The sequence below is a fragment of the Psychrobacter sp. ANT206 genome (assembly GCF_056880555.1).
Map to the genome: position 1 here is coordinate 2009462 of NZ_CP096271.1, position 17987 is coordinate 2027448.

General features: G+C 43.4%; 13 protein-coding genes and 1 tRNA gene. 5 read left to right on the forward strand and 9 right to left on the reverse strand.

Annotation, left to right across the window (positions count from 1 at the left end; all coding sequences use genetic code 11):
* Window positions 1-64: 64 nt before the first annotated feature.
* The 3 genes from M0221_RS08330 (at window position 65) to M0221_RS08340 (ending at window position 3524) form a co-directional block, all read left to right on the forward strand.
* Window positions 65-1453: a two-component system sensor histidine kinase NtrB gene (locus M0221_RS08330; RefSeq protein ID WP_483283523.1), complete on the forward strand. Its 1389-nt coding sequence runs from the start codon at window positions 65-67 to the stop codon at window positions 1451-1453.
* Between the two features lie 43 nt (window positions 1454-1496).
* Window positions 1497-3209: a sigma 54-interacting transcriptional regulator gene (locus M0221_RS08335; RefSeq protein ID WP_483283524.1), complete on the forward strand. Its 1713-nt coding sequence runs from the start codon at window positions 1497-1499 to the stop codon at window positions 3207-3209.
* A gap of 230 nt (window positions 3210-3439) precedes the next feature.
* Window positions 3440-3524, forward strand: a tRNA-Leu gene (locus M0221_RS08340).
* A gap of 108 nt (window positions 3525-3632) precedes the next feature.
* On the opposite strand, the gene M0221_RS08345 is transcribed toward M0221_RS08340, so the two are convergent.
* Window positions 3633-4646: a serine/threonine-protein kinase gene (locus M0221_RS08345; protein ID WP_483283525.1), complete on the reverse strand. Its 1014-nt coding sequence runs from the start codon at window positions 4644-4646 to the stop codon at window positions 3633-3635.
* A gap of 69 nt (window positions 4647-4715) precedes the next feature.
* On the opposite strand from M0221_RS08345, the gene M0221_RS08350 reads away from it, so the two are divergent.
* Window positions 4716-5690, forward strand: a complete 975-nt coding sequence (locus M0221_RS08350; protein ID WP_483283526.1) for an ATP-binding protein — start codon at window positions 4716-4718, stop codon at window positions 5688-5690.
* 9 nt (window positions 5691-5699) lie between these two features.
* Here M0221_RS08350 and M0221_RS08355 read toward each other — a convergent pair whose 3' ends face one another.
* From M0221_RS08355 to gyrA, 5 genes are all read right to left on the reverse strand, one after another.
* Window positions 5700-6821, reverse strand: coding sequence for a ribonuclease Z (locus M0221_RS08355; RefSeq protein WP_483283527.1), 1122 nt, complete (start codon window positions 6819-6821; stop codon window positions 5700-5702).
* 32 nt (window positions 6822-6853) lie between these two features.
* A complete protein-coding gene (locus M0221_RS08360) occupies window positions 6854-7117 on the reverse strand; it encodes a hypothetical protein (RefSeq protein WP_483283528.1) in 264 nt (87 codons plus the stop codon).
* 87 nt (window positions 7118-7204) lie between these two features.
* The gene (locus M0221_RS08365) at window positions 7205-7873 is read right to left on the reverse strand and encodes a glutathione S-transferase (protein ID WP_181210142.1); all 669 of its coding nucleotides are present in this window, start codon (window positions 7871-7873) and stop codon (window positions 7205-7207) included.
* Between the two features lie 224 nt (window positions 7874-8097).
* The gene (gene rarD / locus M0221_RS08370) at window positions 8098-9168 is read right to left on the reverse strand and encodes an EamA family transporter RarD (RefSeq protein ID WP_483283529.1); all 1071 of its coding nucleotides are present in this window, start codon (window positions 9166-9168) and stop codon (window positions 8098-8100) included.
* A 111-nt stretch (window positions 9169-9279) separates the two neighbouring features.
* Window positions 9280-12069, reverse strand: coding sequence for a DNA gyrase subunit A (gene gyrA / locus M0221_RS08375; protein ID WP_483283530.1), 2790 nt, complete (start codon window positions 12067-12069; stop codon window positions 9280-9282).
* A gap of 507 nt (window positions 12070-12576) precedes the next feature.
* On the opposite strand from gyrA, the gene M0221_RS08380 reads away from it, so the two are divergent.
* Entirely contained in the window at window positions 12577-13464 is an 888-nt protein-coding gene (locus M0221_RS08380) for a methyltransferase domain-containing protein (RefSeq protein ID WP_483283531.1), read from the forward strand.
* Between the two features lie 73 nt (window positions 13465-13537).
* On the opposite strand, the gene M0221_RS08385 is transcribed toward M0221_RS08380, so the two are convergent.
* The 3 genes from M0221_RS08385 to M0221_RS08395 form a co-directional block, all read right to left on the reverse strand.
* Window positions 13538-14797: an ABC transporter ATP-binding protein gene (locus M0221_RS08385; protein WP_442792453.1), complete on the reverse strand. Its 1260-nt coding sequence runs from the start codon at window positions 14795-14797 to the stop codon at window positions 13538-13540.
* A gap of 257 nt (window positions 14798-15054) precedes the next feature.
* The gene (locus M0221_RS08390) at window positions 15055-16740 is read right to left on the reverse strand and encodes an ABC transporter permease (protein WP_041772284.1); all 1686 of its coding nucleotides are present in this window, start codon (window positions 16738-16740) and stop codon (window positions 15055-15057) included.
* A 69-nt stretch (window positions 16741-16809) separates the two neighbouring features.
* Window positions 16810-17934 (reverse strand): Fe(3+) ABC transporter substrate-binding protein, encoded by a 1125-nt coding sequence (locus M0221_RS08395; RefSeq protein WP_020443822.1) that lies wholly within the window; start codon window positions 17932-17934, stop codon window positions 16810-16812.
* Window positions 17935-17987 lie beyond the last annotated feature (53 nt).

Sequence of the window (17987 nt, forward strand, 5' to 3'; positions counted from 1 at the left end):
CGCTCTATAGTGTTGATTTATGGTTAAATATTATATCGAGCCTCTATTTATCTAGGTATTACTCATGACCGCTGATTTTATAAGCACAAAACCAACGCCTGACTTAACCTTTATATCGCAGCATTTGTTCACGGCTATCTTGTGGGTCAATGATGAATTGTCCATTACTTGGCTAAATGCCCAAGCTGAGCAGCTACTGGCGATCAGTAGTGGACGATTGCTTAATCAGTCGGTGTTGATGCTGCTTGCGCCCGAAGAGTTGAAAACCAAAAGCAGCACACTTATTGACAGTCCAAAAGACAAAACCTGCTCTTTGACTGAACGCTTTTTTCAAGCGAAGCAGTATCAACAACCTTTTATTGACCATGACCATCTGATAAACAGCCCATTAAATAGCAACTTATCACTCTCGATTGACTATAGCGTCACCCCTGTTATCTATCAGCAGCAAAATTACTTTATTATAGAGATATGGGGCAAAGACCGCCAAAGTCGTATCTCAGAAGAACAGCGCCAACAGCAGCAGTACAATGTTGCGCGTCATATGCTGCGCTCGGTTGCTCATGAAATCAAAAATCCGTTGGCTGGTATCCGCGGTGCCGCGCAATTATTGCAACGTCAATTTATCAAATTTAGTGAGCGCTCTTTTAATACTCACACTACTGATACTGACTACCCTAGCCTTATATCGAGCCCAACTTTAAACTCTGATAACCATCTACAGAAAACTGCTGACAAATTACGCAGCTATACCGACATCATTATCTCAGAGACAGATCGCCTAACTCAGCTGATTGGGCAGTTTCTTGGTTCTAATCAATTACCACATTGGCAAATGCTCAATGTTCATGAGCCAATAGAGCATGTTTTGGCATTGATCATCCATCAATATCCGCAAGTTTTATTACAGCGTGACTATGACTTATCGTTACCTGAACTCTGTGCTGATAAAGATCAGCTGATACAAGTCTTTTTAAACTTAATTAATAATGCTTGCGAATCCATGACGGAATTTGCACAAACGCTGCAGCAAAGCGTGCCAGCCGTATCCAATCAATTAACATCAGATAGTCCACTTAATAATCTTGATTTTGACGATGGCTATCAACCCAAACTCCATATTCAAACACGTGTTGCCTTTCAACATACGATTGCTGGGCAGCAACATAAACAAGTACTACAAGTTGCTATCACCGATAATGGTTCTGGCATTCATCCTGATATCATTGGGCAGATATTCTTCCCAATGGTGACCAGTCGCGCGCTAGGAACTGGGCTTGGTTTATCCATTGTGCAAGATATTATCAGCCGTCATCATGGTATGATTGATGTCAGCTCTACTCAATCGCAAGGCACCAGCACGAATACTAATGTCGATAATAAAAATAGCCATTATAGTCAGACCCGTTTTACTCTTTATTTGCCTTTTCATCAGCCAATTGCTGAAAATTAATGCCTTCACCTCAATTCTTCTCACTGCTTATTAGGCTAAATACATGACCCAGTATAATGACACCCAATCTCTTACAAGCAATGAGCGAACGCCAATGGTCACGGTCAATAACAGTCCTGATAATGAGCCTGCCACTTTATGGCTCATCGATGATGATGCGGCGCTGCGTATGGTACTTGCAGATACTTTTGAAGACGCTGGATTGACAGTTATCAGCTTTACCCAAGCACAAGCAGCGTGGACACGCCTCAATGATATTCTAAAATCGTCAGAGTCAACCGCCTTGTTACCTGATGTGATATTGACCGATATTCGTATGCCGATGATGGATGGTCTATCCTTTAGTGACTGGGTACACAAGCACTTTCCTAAGCTTCCGATTGTCATTATGACAGCGCATTCAGACCTTACTTCTGCCATTAGCAGCTATCAGACTGGTGCATTTGAATATCTGCCCAAGCCGTTTGATTTAGATGATGCGGTCGCAACGATTTATAAAGCCATTAATTATCAGCCGAATCTAGTCATATCAAACCATTCAATCGAGTCTAATACGAATGTAAGTACCGATACCAAAGAACAGCCTGTGAACAAATCAAATGCAGCCAAATCAGCTAGAAAAACCCCTAAAGCTGCTGAAAGTAAAACTCATGAAAAACCCAAACCCCAAACTAATAACAACCCAAGCGGTATCATTGGTCAATCACAAGCCATGCAAACGGTATTTCGTGCCATTGGTAGACTTGCGCACTCACCGATTACCGTTTTAATCACTGGCGAATCAGGTACAGGTAAAGAGTTGGTCGCTAGCGCCTTACATCAGCACTCACCGCGAAACAATAAAACCTTTATTGCACTAAATATGGCAGCAATTCCCCATGATTTGATTGAGTCTGAATTGTTTGGTCATGAAAAAGGCGCATTCACTGGCGCCACAACTTCACGCCAAGGTCGTTTTGAGCAAGCAGATGGTGGCACGTTATTTTTAGATGAAATCGGAGACATGCCTTTTAGTACCCAAACGCGGCTGCTACGAGTGCTGGCAAATGGTGAGTTTTTTCGCGTGGGTGGTCAGCAGCCCGTCAAAGTAGATGTACGCATTATTGCCGCTACCCATCAGAACTTGGAAGAATTGGTCAAACAAGGCAAATTCCGTGAGGATCTATTTTATCGCCTGAATGTCATTCGCCTGCCATTGCCGCCCTTACGGACTCGCCGGGAGGACGTACCAGCATTAACCACTTATTTTATGCAGCGCGCTGCTGAGCAGATGAATACGGCACCAAAACAGCTACATCCGTCAGCAATGCAAATGATGCAGTCTTTTGAATGGCGCGGTAATGTCCGCCAACTTGAGAATGTCTGTCTCTGGCTGACAGTAATGGCGACCGGCGACACCGTTATGATCGATGACTTGCCTCCAGAGTTGCTCGAAAACATCTCCTCTACTCTAGACAATCAACAGCAGCATGTATCCTCACAAGACGCTATTGAAAATAATCATCTACAAAGTCAGGATACTTTTGGTACCCAAAGCTGGCAACAAGCTTTAGGTATTTGGGCGAAGCAGTCACTACAAGCTGGCGCAACCGATATTTTACAGACAGCAACACCTGAGTTTGAACGGGTCTTGCTAACCGCAGCGCTCCATCATAGCGGCGGCAAAAAGATAGCTGCTGCCAACTTACTTGGCTGGGGACGCAATACGCTGACACGTAAATTACAGCAGCTGAACCTCTCATCATATCAAGAGTAATATTAGTGTGAATAAAGTGATAAAAAATATGAATTAAAAAATCAGTAATATCAATTATTTATGATATTCAGCAAAAAAAATGGCTAAATAATTAAAAATAAGTGCAAATAGGGCTTGCCAAACTATTCAAACTCTATATAATAGCCAACCACTGAGACGCACTACCGAATCAGTTATTTATCTCGATGGGGTTTGAATATCAACACCAAAGATGATAAGGTAACGAAAATGGGGCTGTGGCGGAATTGGTAGACGCACCAGATTTAGGTTCTGGCGCCGCAAGGTGTGAGAGTTCGAGTCTCTCCAGCCCCACCATTTTCGGATAGTACATCTTAGACCAAATATTAAAGCCTGCTTTTAGCAGGTTTTTTTGTGTCTGGGATTTACTAGATTTATCCTTTCAACCTTAGTTGTTGGGCTTATTTACTTTTCAATACTTTCTAAATCTAAAAGCACCTCACCCATACTCTGATACCTTTTCTCTATCTGCTTCGCCAATACCTTATCAACAACGTCCTGATAGCGACTATACTCTAATGGCAAGGTCGGCACAGAGTGTTGGCAATGTTGTGTCGCCCAATCAATCATTGGATTACTACTTCGAGCATCAACGGCAAATGGTCGCTCGCCGACTAATATCTCATACAACATAATCCCAAAAGCGTATATATCGCTTTGAACCGTTGAGCCATACCCTTGCCAACGCTCAGGAGCAAGATAGGCAGGCGTGCCAGCAGTATTTGCTACACTGGGCTGATAAAGAGTGCTCGTTAAAGTAAAATCCGTCAATAATAAATCAAAGGTGATACGGCTATTATCCGCATTATTTGGCAAAAAACCTTCTAGCAAAATATTACTGGGCTTAATATCATTATGTAGCCAGCCGATATTATGTAAATGGTAAATAAGATTGGCAGATTGTAGGATAAATTGATTTTTTTGTGCCTGTGTTAATAATAAATGCTTTTGAGCGCTCAGCTGATTTGCCAAGCTGCCATTTGGATAATAAGGCATGACCAGGATAGTCAGCTGCTGCAGCTGCGTTAATATTTCCGAAGTAATATTTTCATAAAACAATAGTGGTGGTACGATAGCGGAAAGGCTATTTTGAAGCTTGTTTTGATTATTTGATAAGTTGTTTATAGATGTTAGAACGTCAGCTTCATAGGTTAAATCAGACAGGTCTTGATTAGCATTAGCATATAACTGCCATTTAATCATTACGCGCCCAAACTGCGAGTGTTGGGCGCGTGTTAAGCCCTGATAATCAAGGTCACTACCATTATGTTGCTGACTGAGTCGTTGATGCGAGATCTCGCTATAATTTAGGCTGAAAAAGAATGCCGTTAATGCTGGCAGGATTTGCTGCGCTTGCACTCGTAACGCTTGTTTTGCATCTGCTTGTAATACACAAGGAATACTGGCACTATTTTTCATGGTAAAGTGATGCCTTTATATATCTATTAAGCCAAACGTCATTTTAATTTTTATAAGCGACTGAGTATTATGCCCCAATCTACTAAGCCCGTTATGAATTATGCTCTGCCATACCATTTATTAGATCTGCTCAGTCAGTATCTGCAAGAGCAGATCACGCCAACCATTGAGATTGATCCTGCGCAGTTCGCTTATCGCTGGGTCGGTGGGCAGACTGGACATTTAGAGCCGCTGGCGGTTAATTTGTTTTTAAGTTTAGATGACTTACATGGTATCGATACGCAAAAATCAAAGCTAGTACAAAACACGCGTCAATTCCTCAAAGGCTATCCTGCCAATCACGTCTTGATGACAGGGACACGCGGCGCTGGTAAATCATCGCTGATTAGAGCATTGCTACAAGCCTATCATAATGAAGGTCTGCGCATTATTGAAATTGCCCGAGATGACTTACGGATGCTTGATAAAATACGGGCAGCGATTAAAGCCTTACCAGCTGACTGCAAATGTCGCTATGTGGTGTACTGTGATGACTTGGCATTTAATGGTCAAGATGAAAGCTACCGCACCTTAAAGAGTGTACTTGATGGTGCCCTAGATTCAGAGCAAGACAAATTATTGGTTTATGCAACCAGTAACCGCCGCCATCTACTACCGCAGCTCATGAAAGACAATGTTAATATTTATAATGGTCAAACCGATGAGGTTAACCCTTATGAGACTATTGATGAGACGGTGTCTTTATCTGACCGTTTTGGTTTATGGCTGTCCTTTCATCCAATGGATCAACACACGTATTTATACATTGTGCATCATTATTTATCTATTGAGCAAAAAACTGATGCTAAAACTAGTCATGATGACATGTACGGTGATATTGAGAATAAAGGTGCAGGCAGCATTGATGAGTTACCCACTCATATCAGAGCAGCCGCATTACGCTGGGCATCAGAACGCGGTGGACGCTCTGGTCGAGTGGCATATCAATTCAGTCGTTATTGGATAGGACAGACCCAATTGGCAGCTGAAGATAGTCAGTCTTAAAAACTCATATCATGTATTTTTATGGTCGCGTGCAGAGCCTAAATATTGTACGCGACTGGCTATATTATCACCCTCTTCTTCCGCTGTTCCATTCACCAGATATTGGTCAAAATCTGCTGCCAGCCATAGATTACCTTGGTAAACACTTTCGGTATCCAATCGAATATGCGCCATATTTGGCGTGCTGCTATTTGGATTATCAAAGCTCTGATAACGGGCGCTAAAATGAGTGAGAATTAGGTTCTTAAGCCCATTGTCTTGGGCAAATCGACCCAATAACTGCGCGCTACTATGCATTGGATCAAAATCTGGATTTTTTGCCTGAATCTTATTTAATACCTCATGAGTATATGTAGCTTCATGAACGAGTAAATCCGCATCGACTATAGCATTGTTAAGACACTCTGGCGTATCGTTATCTCCAGCCACCACTACCCTTGTATGCTGACTCTCATTATCGACATAATCTGTTGAACGAAGCTTGCGACCGTCTTCGGTCATAACATCTTCGCCCTGTTGCAGTCTGCCCCACAGCGCGCTGGCTGGAATATTATCTGCTATCAGCTTGTTCTTATCAAGGTGGAGACGACTTATCGTCTGGGTGATACCAAAGCCATAAGAGGGAACGCGATGCGATAACGGCGTGATACCAATCTCAAGCTGATGTTGATTGTCAAAGCGGATAGTTACCTGAGCTTTATTTTTACTATCTTGCTCAGATAGCAAATCTTCTATCGCCATAAAGTTAATAGCAAATGGAAAGTGCAATTCGGTAGTCAAAATAAGAGCATTAAGCAGTGTGGCAATCGCTTTTGGCGCAAGCAGTATCAGCGGCGCAGTACGTCCTGACATTGCCGCACTCGCCAACAACCCCGGCAACCCATAGCAATGGTCGCCATGCACATGAGTAATGCAAATCGCTTGTAACTGATGTAAAGATAACTTGGTATGTAAAAGCTGATGCTGCGTACCTTCACCGCAATCAATCAATAACCACGGCCGTGATTTCTTGTTTTGCCGTTGATCTGTCCCTGAGCTATAAGGATTGAGGCACTCGATGGCAAGCGCCGTTACATTACGTTGCTTGGTTGGCACGCCTGCTGAGGTACCCAAAAAAGTGAGTTTTAGCATCGCTTATCTCTGCTGGTTATCATTACGAGCTGTTATGACAACTGACATATCATGGTTTTTTTGCCTTCAATCATCTGTCCGCCATTTGCCGTACATTCATTGACCATATTGGATTCATACGACTTCCAGCCACCATAGAAGCTGGCAATGCATAGAATCACTACCAACAGTTTTTGTGACCATGCTTTAATAGAAACTTGCTGACTGTTCACATTATTATTATTAACTGCATTAAGTGGTTGTTCATTAGCACTGTTGGTACGGTCGGTATTATTCGACTTATTCAAATCTGTCATTTTTCATCCTAAAAAAAGGGTTTGTCTATAAATAAACAAAGCCCTTTATTGTTATATTAAATCAATAATTAATAATAAGCGTCGCACTTAGAACTGTAGACGACCGCCCTTTTCTTCTGCACGTTTGAAGGCGTCACGTTCTTCACAACGCTTAAGCCAAGTTAAGATATTGGTATATTTACTACTGTCTAAACCTGCGCCTGCATTGGCACCGACCACAGCCAGATGCATCTGAATATCAGCGGCGCTAAATTCTGCTCCGGCAAACCAATGGTTGTCTTGTAAATGCTGCTCCATCATATCGAGTATGGCAGTCAAGCTTTTGCTTATCATGCTTTTTTCGACTTGCTTCTTGATGCTTTTACTCACAGGTTTGATCAGCATCGGCGACTGCTCAACCACTTTAGTAAATACCAAACGCATGACCAACGGTGGCATCACTGATGCTTCGGCAAAGTGTAGCCAAAACGTATAGGCCTCCCACGCCGCTTCATTGTCATCAGCAGGCTTAAACTGCTTTTCTTTATCATAGTGCTTTAATAGATACTCGATGATAAAGCCTGACTCAATCAGCACACGACCATCGACCTCTAGCATCGGTGCATGACCGAGCGGGTGTATTTGCTTTAAACTGTCAGGGGCACGGTATGCTTTGTTACGCTGGTAGCAGGTCAGTTGGTAGTCGGCATTCAGCTCTTCTAATAGCCATAAGATACGAAATGAGCGTGAGTTTGCCAAGTGATGAAGGTGTAGCATAAACCATCCTTATAATAAGTTTTTAGTATTCAATAGCAGATTTTATAAGTCAATTCTTCAATATTCTGTTTAAATAAAGGAGTTTAATAAATCAAACAACCCGATTTAAGTCAATAATAATGCTTGATAATAACTCACTTACTGTTTTTATTATAGCTTTACTATGTAGCTTGACTTATCAAACCACTTTTATCGGGCCACACTACTTATCATTACATCAATAACTACTTTGAATCTAACGCTTGGATTTTACGCGTGATTTTATCTATTCGCTGTTGGTATTTCCTGATTTTACGAAAACGGTGCGCCTTTAATACCCCTTCTATACGATGGTCGATAAAACGGCGACGCGGTGGAAAACTCCCAACTTGTGGCTCTCGGTAACCATGCAAATGATTGTCACGGCGTCGGATAAGAAAGCCTTTCATACTATCAGCAATCATAACAAACAATGCCAGTGTAATCATGCCATACATGAATAACGAGCCTCCTTCATCCAGACTTTGATTTAACACAGTAATAGATAATACAAATAGCAGCATAGGCTCTATGTAGCTGAGCGCGCCAAATAGCGACACTGGCAGCTTACTACTAGCAACCATAGTCAGAGACATGGCAAGCGCACTAAAAGCGCCTAGCAGCGGCAATATGTACCAAAATTTGGTATTTTGCGCCGCCACACTAAAGCCGCCGCTGCTATAAAGCATAATCAGCACCACTGGCGTCAGTAACGTCAAATCTGATAACAGACCTGTAATAGGCGGCACAGCAAGCTTACGACGTAGCAAATAATAAGGCGGATAACCCAAGCATGCAAATGCAGTTACCCAAGATATACTGCCATATTGCAATATATCATAGCCGATACCGAGCGCAGCACATATCGCTGCTAACCATTGCAAAGCACTCATATGCTCATGATAGAAAAAACGCCCAATCACAATCATGACCAACGGCAATAAAAAATAGCCCAAGGTCACATCAAGACCAAAGCCATTGACCGGTCCCCACATAAACAGCCAAATCTGCCCACCTAAAATTGGGGTTGGCAGTACAAAAATAATCCACTCTTTTGGCGTCTTTAGTGTTTTGAGATAATCAAATACATGCTGCCACTGTTTTGTAAGGCTGACCAATAGCACTAGGCTCAGGAGCATCATCAATACGCGCCACGAAGCCACCTGCGTACCCGTTAATGGCAGCATAAATAGCCCAAATAGAAACATCAAAGAAAACAAAAAACTTGATGATACTGAAGCCAAAGTTCCCTGAACGGTTTGATTGGTCGTAAGCATAACAACAGCCTTAAAAAACAGAAAAAAAACAAAGCCTCCAACGATAACGTCAGAGGCTTTTTTTATAAAAGGTAATAAAAGAATAGACCAAAAAGCTAACTAATAAAAGCGTTATTCGTCAGTGTCAGTTTCTGTATGACTAGTATCATCAAAGTCTGTCTCTGTAGCATCACTATTCGCTGCATCAACATCCATCTGTTCTTGACCTTTTACTTCAAACGTTCCATCTTCTCTCATTGCATCAATCAGCTCATTGTTACCCTCTTCGTGCTCAACACGCGCCATAGCAACCAGCTTTTCATCTTTTGATAAACGAATCAGCGTGACGCCTTGGGTATTACGACCAGAGCTTGCTACATGCTCAACTGGGGTACGCACCAAAGTACCTTTGTCTGAGATTAAAATAATATCGTCTGTAGAGTCCACCTTGGTAGCACGAACCAGCGCACCATTACGCGTGCTAGTTTTAATAGCGATAACACCGCCACCGCCACGATTTTGCGTGTTGAACTCATCGATAAAGGTACGTTTACCAAAGCCATTTTCACAAGCAATCAGAATCTCGCGGACATCATCTTCGATAACAACCAATGATTTGATAAATTCATCAGTAGCCAGACGCATACCACGGACGCCTTTAGCAGTACGGCCCATCGCACGAGCATCAGTTTCATTAAAGCGAATCGCTTTACCACTTGACGCAAATAGCATGACTTCTTGGCCACCATTGGTGATACGAGCGCTCACCAATTTATCGCCTTCTTCTAAGCCAACCGCAATCAAACCGTTCGAGCGGATATTGGCAAACTGTTTCAGCTCTACGCGCTTCACCGTACCATTCGCCGTTGCAAAGAATACAAAAGGCGGCTCTGCTTGCGTGCTGTCGTCTAATAGATCATCATCACTATCTACTAGAGCATCTTCTGATGTTTCGCCTTTGACCGATAACTCTTCTACTATTTTTGGAATAGGCAATATCGTTGTGACCGTTTCGTCAGCATTTAAGCCAATCAAATTCACTAATGGACGTCCACGGGCACCGCGGCTGGCGATAGGCACTTCAAAACCACGTAAACTAAAGACGCGACCTGTATCAGTAAAGCACAGTACGGTTGCATGCGTTGAGGTCACAACTAAGTGATCAATCACATCGTCCTCTTTCATCGCCGTCGCTGATTTGCCTTTACCGCCACGTTTTTGCGCGACATAATCGTCAATGGGCTGCGTTTTCGCGTAACCGGTACGTGATACCGTCATCACAACCGTTTGCTCTGGGATCAAGTCTTCACGGTTAAAGTCCATACGCGAATCAATAATATCAGTGCGACGCTCATCACCAAAATTATCACGAATTTCAATCATCTCGTTTGAGATAATGGTCATTAGCTTATCAAAATCGCCAAGAATAGATTCTAGATGAGCGATTTCACGCAACAAGTCTTGGTATTCTTCAGTCAGCTTGTCTTGCTCAAGACCAGTTAAACGATGCAGCTGCATGTCTAAAATAGCATTGACCTGCTCAAGCGATAAGCGATAGCTTTCTTGATTATTAATCAGACCAAACGGCGCTTTTGGATCTTCGCCTTCTATAAAGTCAGGACGTACCGACTGGCTGCCTGCAGCGGTTAGCATCGCTACAACACTACCTGAACCCCAGGTATTACTGAGTAAGTTTTCACGAGCTAAGCCGCGGTTTGCAGAGGCTTTAATCGTCGCAATAATCTCATCAATATTAGCAAGTGCAACGGTCAATCCTTCTAATAAGTGACCACGGACACGGGCTTTATTGAGCTCAAAAATGGTACGGCGCGTTACCACTTCTTGACGATGGCGTACAAATGCTGCAATCAGCTGGCGTAAGGTCAATAGCTTCGGTTGACCATTGTCAAGCGCCACCATATTGATACTAAAGCTCGATTCTAGCGGCGTTTGCAGGAACAAGTTGTTAACGATCACTTCCGCTGTTTCGCCACGACGTAAATCAATAGCGATACGCATGCCGTCTTTATCAGACTCATCACGAATCTCGGTAATACCTTCGATTTTTTTGTCACGCACAAGTTCTGCAATACGCTCAATCAGCTTGGCTTTATTGGTTTGATAAGGCACTTCGGTGAAAACAATACGCTCACGGTCACGGTTGACACCCGTCTCACTCATCGGCTCAATAATATATCGACCACGTACATGCAAGCGACCTTTACCAGTACGATAAGCATCTAAAATACCGGCGCGACCATAGATAATACCGCCTGTCGGGAAGTCAGGACCTGAGATATGCGACATCAGCTCTTCAGCAGATATTTGCGGATTTTCAGCATAAGCTAAGCAAGCGTTAATCACTTCGGTCAGATTGTGCGGCGCCATATTGGTCGCCATACCAACCGCAATACCGGTAGCACCATTAATCAATAAATTAGGAATACGCGCAGGCAACACGCTTGGCATACGCTCAGAACCATCGTAGTTGTCTTCCCAATCGACGGTATCTTTATCCAAGTCAGCAAGCATTTGGTGGGTCAACTTGGTCATACGCACTTCGGTATAACGCATCGCTGCCGGAGGATCATCATCAATCGAGCCAAAGTTACCTTGACCATCAACCATCGGGTAACGCAAGCTAAAATCCTGTGCCATACGTACGATGGCATCATAGACAGCACTATCGCCATGTGGGTGATACTTACCAATGACATCGCCAACCACACGTGCAGATTTCTTGTAGGCTTTGTTATAGTCATTAGACAATACATGCATCGCATACATCACACGGCGGTGTACTGGTTTGAACCCATCACGCACATCAGGCAGCGCGCGCGAGACGATCACGCTCATCGCATAATCCAAATAGGACTGCTTTAATTCGTCCACAATGGCAATAGGACTGACCGATTCGCTCATATACACTCCCTCACTCACATCTACTCTCTAACATTGGCATATCTAAGCCATAATGGGCAACAATAACGGCACCAAAGCGTCGTTATATAATAAATACAGTGACCATCAAAAAAGGCTTAGCAACCATTCAAATCTATAGAGAATTAGCGATAGTTTTAATGTTGAATAAAAGAAACTATTTTAGCACAAATTTGTTGATTTAGGGGGTTCTAGGTGCTATTAAAATCAAGCAAAACAGTTCATTAGTTGCTACTTTTTGCATCAATTACCATGATTTAAAAACCTTTCCCGACAGCATTGATATCACTGGCTAATTTTGCCATTGATATATATAAAGACCGTTATTTAGCCAATACCATTTAACGCCCATTTTTTCAAATAGCGCATAATCAGAGTTGGGTGTTGACGCAATTTAAAAACAATCCTAAAAAGACGTCAACGCTAGATTAGCGCCCTGCTTTATTGTACGATACGCCATCATAAATCCTCCGATATAGACAACCCTTTATGCCAACCAATCCTCAATATATTAATAATAGCGATGCGGTAGACTCTACAAAAAATGTGACAGTACAAGCGTTAAAAGAAGATGTGCGTACTGACCGCAGCTTTGATGCGATTGCCGATCACTTTGAGAAAAAGGTCTATGGTGGCTTAAAGGGAGACATTCGATTAGCAGTATTGCGCCGTGATCTTTTTGACTACTGCGCGCAGACGAGCCAAAAACTTGGGCGACCTTTACGTATTTTGGATGTGGGTGCAGGGCTTGCGCAAATTGCGATTGAGCTTGCGACTCAAGGACATATACTGGTCATCAATGATATCTCGGCCAATATGTTAGAGAAGGCGCAAGAGAGCGCTGCACAAAGTAGTGCAAACGATGAAAAATTGAATATTACGTGGTATGTATGCCCGTATCAAGAGCTTGAAGAAAAGCTGGCTGATGAGACGGAGAAATTTGATTTAATCATGTGTCACGCGCTACTTGAATGGTTGGCAGAGCCTGCCGCGGTAATGGACTTTTTTGATCAGCAATTATCCGATAATGGAGCATTATCGCTGTGCTTTTATAATCCAGCGAGTTTTGATTATCGTAACTTGATAATGGGCAATTTCAACTTATTAGATAACACTGAATATAAAGCCGACAATAAAAAAAGCCTGACGCCCAATCATCCGGTTGCAAAGGAAGAGGTTGAAGCTTGGCTACAGGCGCATGATTATCAGACTCTGATCGCCAGCGGTCTGCGCGTATTCCATGATTATTCGCCGCTAAAACGTGGTGGGCATAACGATCCTGAAGCGGTCATACGTATGGAGTTACGCTACTCGCAACTGGATCCCTATAAGTGGCTTGGGCGCTACTTACATCTTCTAGCGACACGTGTCTCTTAAACACATGCCTCTTAAAAGCTTTACAACTTTAATATCAGGCGTCCTTTCGGTAAAGACAACTTAATAAACGCTATCATATGTCCTCAAACCGCTCTGACCTATCGTACTCCGACCACGTGGTGGCGTTGATGTCTTTTTCATCAAATACCACCACATGCTCCAGTATCGGCAAGATACCGATTTGGGTGCCGACTTCATGATTATGATGACTGGCGACCAATGACAATACCGTTTGACCATCATCTAGTTGCAAGCGATAGAGATAATTGGCACCGCGAAATACCCGACCAACCACTAAGGCGGTCTGCGTACTGTCATCATCATGGATAATATCATCGGGACGCACCAATACCTTAATCGGCGTACCATTTGGATAATCATACTCACAATACTGCGGCTGACCTGACGCATCATAGACCTCCATCCGTCGATAAATATCACCAAGCGCCGTCTCAACATGACCTTCTTTGATGATGCCGTCTATCATCGCGCCTTCACCGACGAACTCAGCGACAAACGGGCTGACCGGTTCATGATATAGCTCACTTGGGGTTGCCCACTGTACCAGCTTACCTTTATGCATGACGCCGACTTTATCAGCGAGCGCAAACGCTTCATTTTGATCATGAGTGACCAAAATCGCAGTGGTATTGGTACGTTTGAGGATATCACGAACATTCATGGCCAGTGACTCACGCAATACCACATCCAAGTTCGAAAACGGCTCATCGAGCAGCAATAACTTAGGCTTTGGTGCTAACGCACGAGCCAATGCCACCCGCTGCTGCTGTCCACCTGAGAGCTCACTTGGACGCTTATCAGCGTGTTCAGACAACTCTACCAGCGCTAGCATCTCAGCAACACGGGCTTTTTTGTCGGCAGCCGACCATTTATTGAGACCAAAGCCGATATTTTTTGCCACGCTTAAATGACCAAATAGCGCATAGTCTTGAAATACCATCCCCATGCCGCGCTTGGCAGGCGCAACAGCAAATGAGAGTCGCGCTGCTTGCTCTGTCAGTCGCTGATTGTTAAGCGTGATTTTGCCGCTACGACTCTCTTCTAACCCTGCAATCGCTCTTAATGCCGTGGTCTTACCACAGCCGCTATAACCTAAAAAGCAACCAATTTCACCTTGCTGTAGGTTCAGTGACAAACCATTGACTACTATGGTGTCGTCATAGCCAACCACCAAGTCCTGTACACTAAAATACGGCTGAGTGGCAGCGGTTTCATGATTCTGAATAAAGGTACTATCTAAGTTAGCAACACCTTGTTGTAACTCTCTTTCCGCTACAGCTTGCGCCATTTGCGCTTTGGTTATGATAGTCATAGGTGACTTTTTCACATTACTTTGTCGTGCTTTACTCTGAGGCTCTACAGAATCAGAGTCTGCTGGATTTATTGAATCGTTCATCAAGTCAGTATACATAGACAGTACCAATAAGCTATTAGTGAAGAAAATCCAGCGTCACAACATTCAAAATATTAGACGTTAAAAACATGAAACTTTAAAAGTGTGAATAACGTGAGAAGCACCAATTAGAATCCGTTGATCATTTAAGCACAATACTTTAATTAAAAAACACCTTAACCCTGCTTATCGCTTTGACGCAGTAATATCCAAACAGGAATAAGACCGACCAATACAATCAACAAACTTGGTAATGCAGCGCGACCCCACATGCCTTCACTGGTCATTTCAAATACTCGAACGGCTAGCGTATCCCAACCTTGACGCCGCGTCATCAAAGTAATCGGCATCTCTTTCATTACTTCGACAAAACCCATCAACAAACCCGTTAATACCCCTGGGCTCAATACGGGCAACATCACTTGCCGCCAGCGCTGAAAAGGACTATCGCTAAGCAATTTAGCAGCCGCTTCTTGATTGACGGTCAAGCGCTGAAGCTGACGGTCTACCGGCTGAAAACTGACCGTCATAAAACGGGTTGATAGAGCCAGCAGCATCACGATCACACTCCCAGATAAAAACTGCGTGGAGGTTATGCCATAAGCAATTAGCTGATTATCCAGCCACGCAATCGGAATAAAGATCCCGACCGCTAATACCGTACCCGGCACCACATAGCCCAAATTGGCTAAAGTAGTCATAAGCTTGGTAGATTTGTCCGGATATTGACGCTTAATCCACGCAATCATAATCGCTAAGACCGCAATAAACGCAGTGGTAATACTAGCAATCATGAGGCTGTTGGTGACAAAATCAATATAGCGGGCATCAAAATCTTGCTGAAAATTTGCCGCTGTCCAATAGATAAGCTGTGCAAACGGGATCAAAAATGCTATCAAGAATACCAGCGTACAAAGCAGCGTCATAGCAAGCTTAGCTGGTTTACTGACTTCAAAACGTTGGCTACTACCTTGGGTAATAATATTACCGCGTTTTGCTTGCCAATATTGTTCAAACAAGACAACGATGAAGACCACACCAATTAATAGTGCTGCCAACTGTGCCGCTGTCGTCAAGCTAAAAAACCCAAACCAAGCTTTATAAATGGCAGTAGTAAAGGTATCAACATTGAATACTGACACCGCGCCAAAGTCTGCTAGCGTCTCCATACTTGCCAGTAGCAAACCACCGATGACCCAAGGTAATGCTTGCGGTAATGCCAACCGAAAAAACACTCGACCACGACTTAAGCCAAGCATCTGCCCAGCTTCAATAGCTCGCCTACCTTGAGATAAAAAGGCTTGGCGCGCCAGCAAATAAACATAAGGATAAAAAGCCAATGACAAGATCAGCCCTGCACCCCAGACGTTACGTACCGACGGAATGGCAGTCGTAACCCCAAAATCTCTTAATGCGGTTTGTAATGGTCCACTAAAATCAACGATACCAACTGTGACAAATGCTAAGACATAAGCTGGCATAGCAAGCGGCAACATCAGCGCCCACGAAAAAAACCGCTGTCCAGGGAAGCGGTACATACTCGTAAGCCATGCCAATGCCGTGCCAATCGTGCCAGAAATTACTGTGACCATTAATAGTAAAATAGCCGTATTTTTGAGGACTTGTGGCAATACGTACTCACGCATATGCCCCCAAATATCAGCGACGGGCTGTGTCCATGACAATAACACGATTAAAATCGGTACTAGCATAAACAACGAAATCAGTCCTAAGACTGATTTCGAGATGACACGTTTACGGGTAGCATGGTCTTGGCGAATAGATTTACTCGTATTGCCTGTCTCATTACTTTCATTGACAGTATTGTTCTGACTTGCAGACGATTCTGGCATTGTTATCATAAGTTGTTACCGTGTCATACGCATCATAACTCTATTAAATAACTGACAGATTAAATGACTGGCAGACTTTTATTTATAGCCTGCTTTGTCCATCATTTGAATGGCTTGGGTTTGTAATGCACCAAATTTCTGTACATTGATGTCATCTGGTTTGAACTGACCCCAAGATCTAAGCATCTCTGACTCATCAATCCCAACTTTGACTGGGAATTCTTTATCAGCGCTAGCATAAAGACCTTGTGCGTCATCAGAAGACAACCATTCCATCAGTTTCAATGCGCCATCTGCATTGTCTGAACCCGTTACTACGCCAGCACCTGAGATATTAACGTGCGTGCCTGTCGTACCTTGGTTTGCCCAAAATATTTTTACTGGGAAATCAGGCTTTTCATCAAGCAGGCGACCATAGTAGTAGCTATTGGCAATACCCACTTCACACTGACCAGCAGCGATAGCTTCTAGTAGATTGGTATCATCACTGAAAACATCAGTAGCTAAGTTAGCAACCCAACCGCGGATGACCGCTTCTGTTTTTTCAGCACCTAAATGCTCCATCATGCTCGCAACCAATGACTGGTTATAAACCTTTTTCGAGGTGCGTAGACATAATTTGCCTTTCCACTTTGGATCCGCCAAATCTGCATAAGTGGATAATTGATCAGCGCTTACTTTACTTGGGTCATAAAAAATCGTACGGGCGCGCAATGACAAACCTGTCCAGCGACCTTCTGGATCACGATACTTAGCCGGTACATTTGCTTCCAAAACGCTAGAAGCAACAGGTTGCAGTAAACCTTGCTCAGCCGCTTGCCATAAGTTACCTGCATCAACTGTCAAAAGCATATCGGCTGGGGTATTCTGACCTTCAGCTTGCAGACGCGCCATCAGTGGACCATCTTTGTCTGTAACCAGCTCAACCTTCACACCCGTCTGTTCAGTATAACGATCTAACAATGGCTTGATTAGCTGCTCATTACGTGATGAGTAGATAGTCACTGTCTGTCCATCAGCACTCGCCGCGTTGTCTTTTGCTACTTCTTGCTCAGTGCTTGGTGCTGGCGTTTCGGCATCAACACTTTCTTCTGGCGTCGATGATTTACTACAGCCAGCAAGCGCCAACATCATGCCAAATACGGCAACTGGTAAAGTAAGTTTAGCAGAAGATAAATTTGCACTGATTACATTCAATGACATGGTTTTCCCCATAATAGCGCGGCAGATAGGTAGGATAAAAAGACATTAAAAAT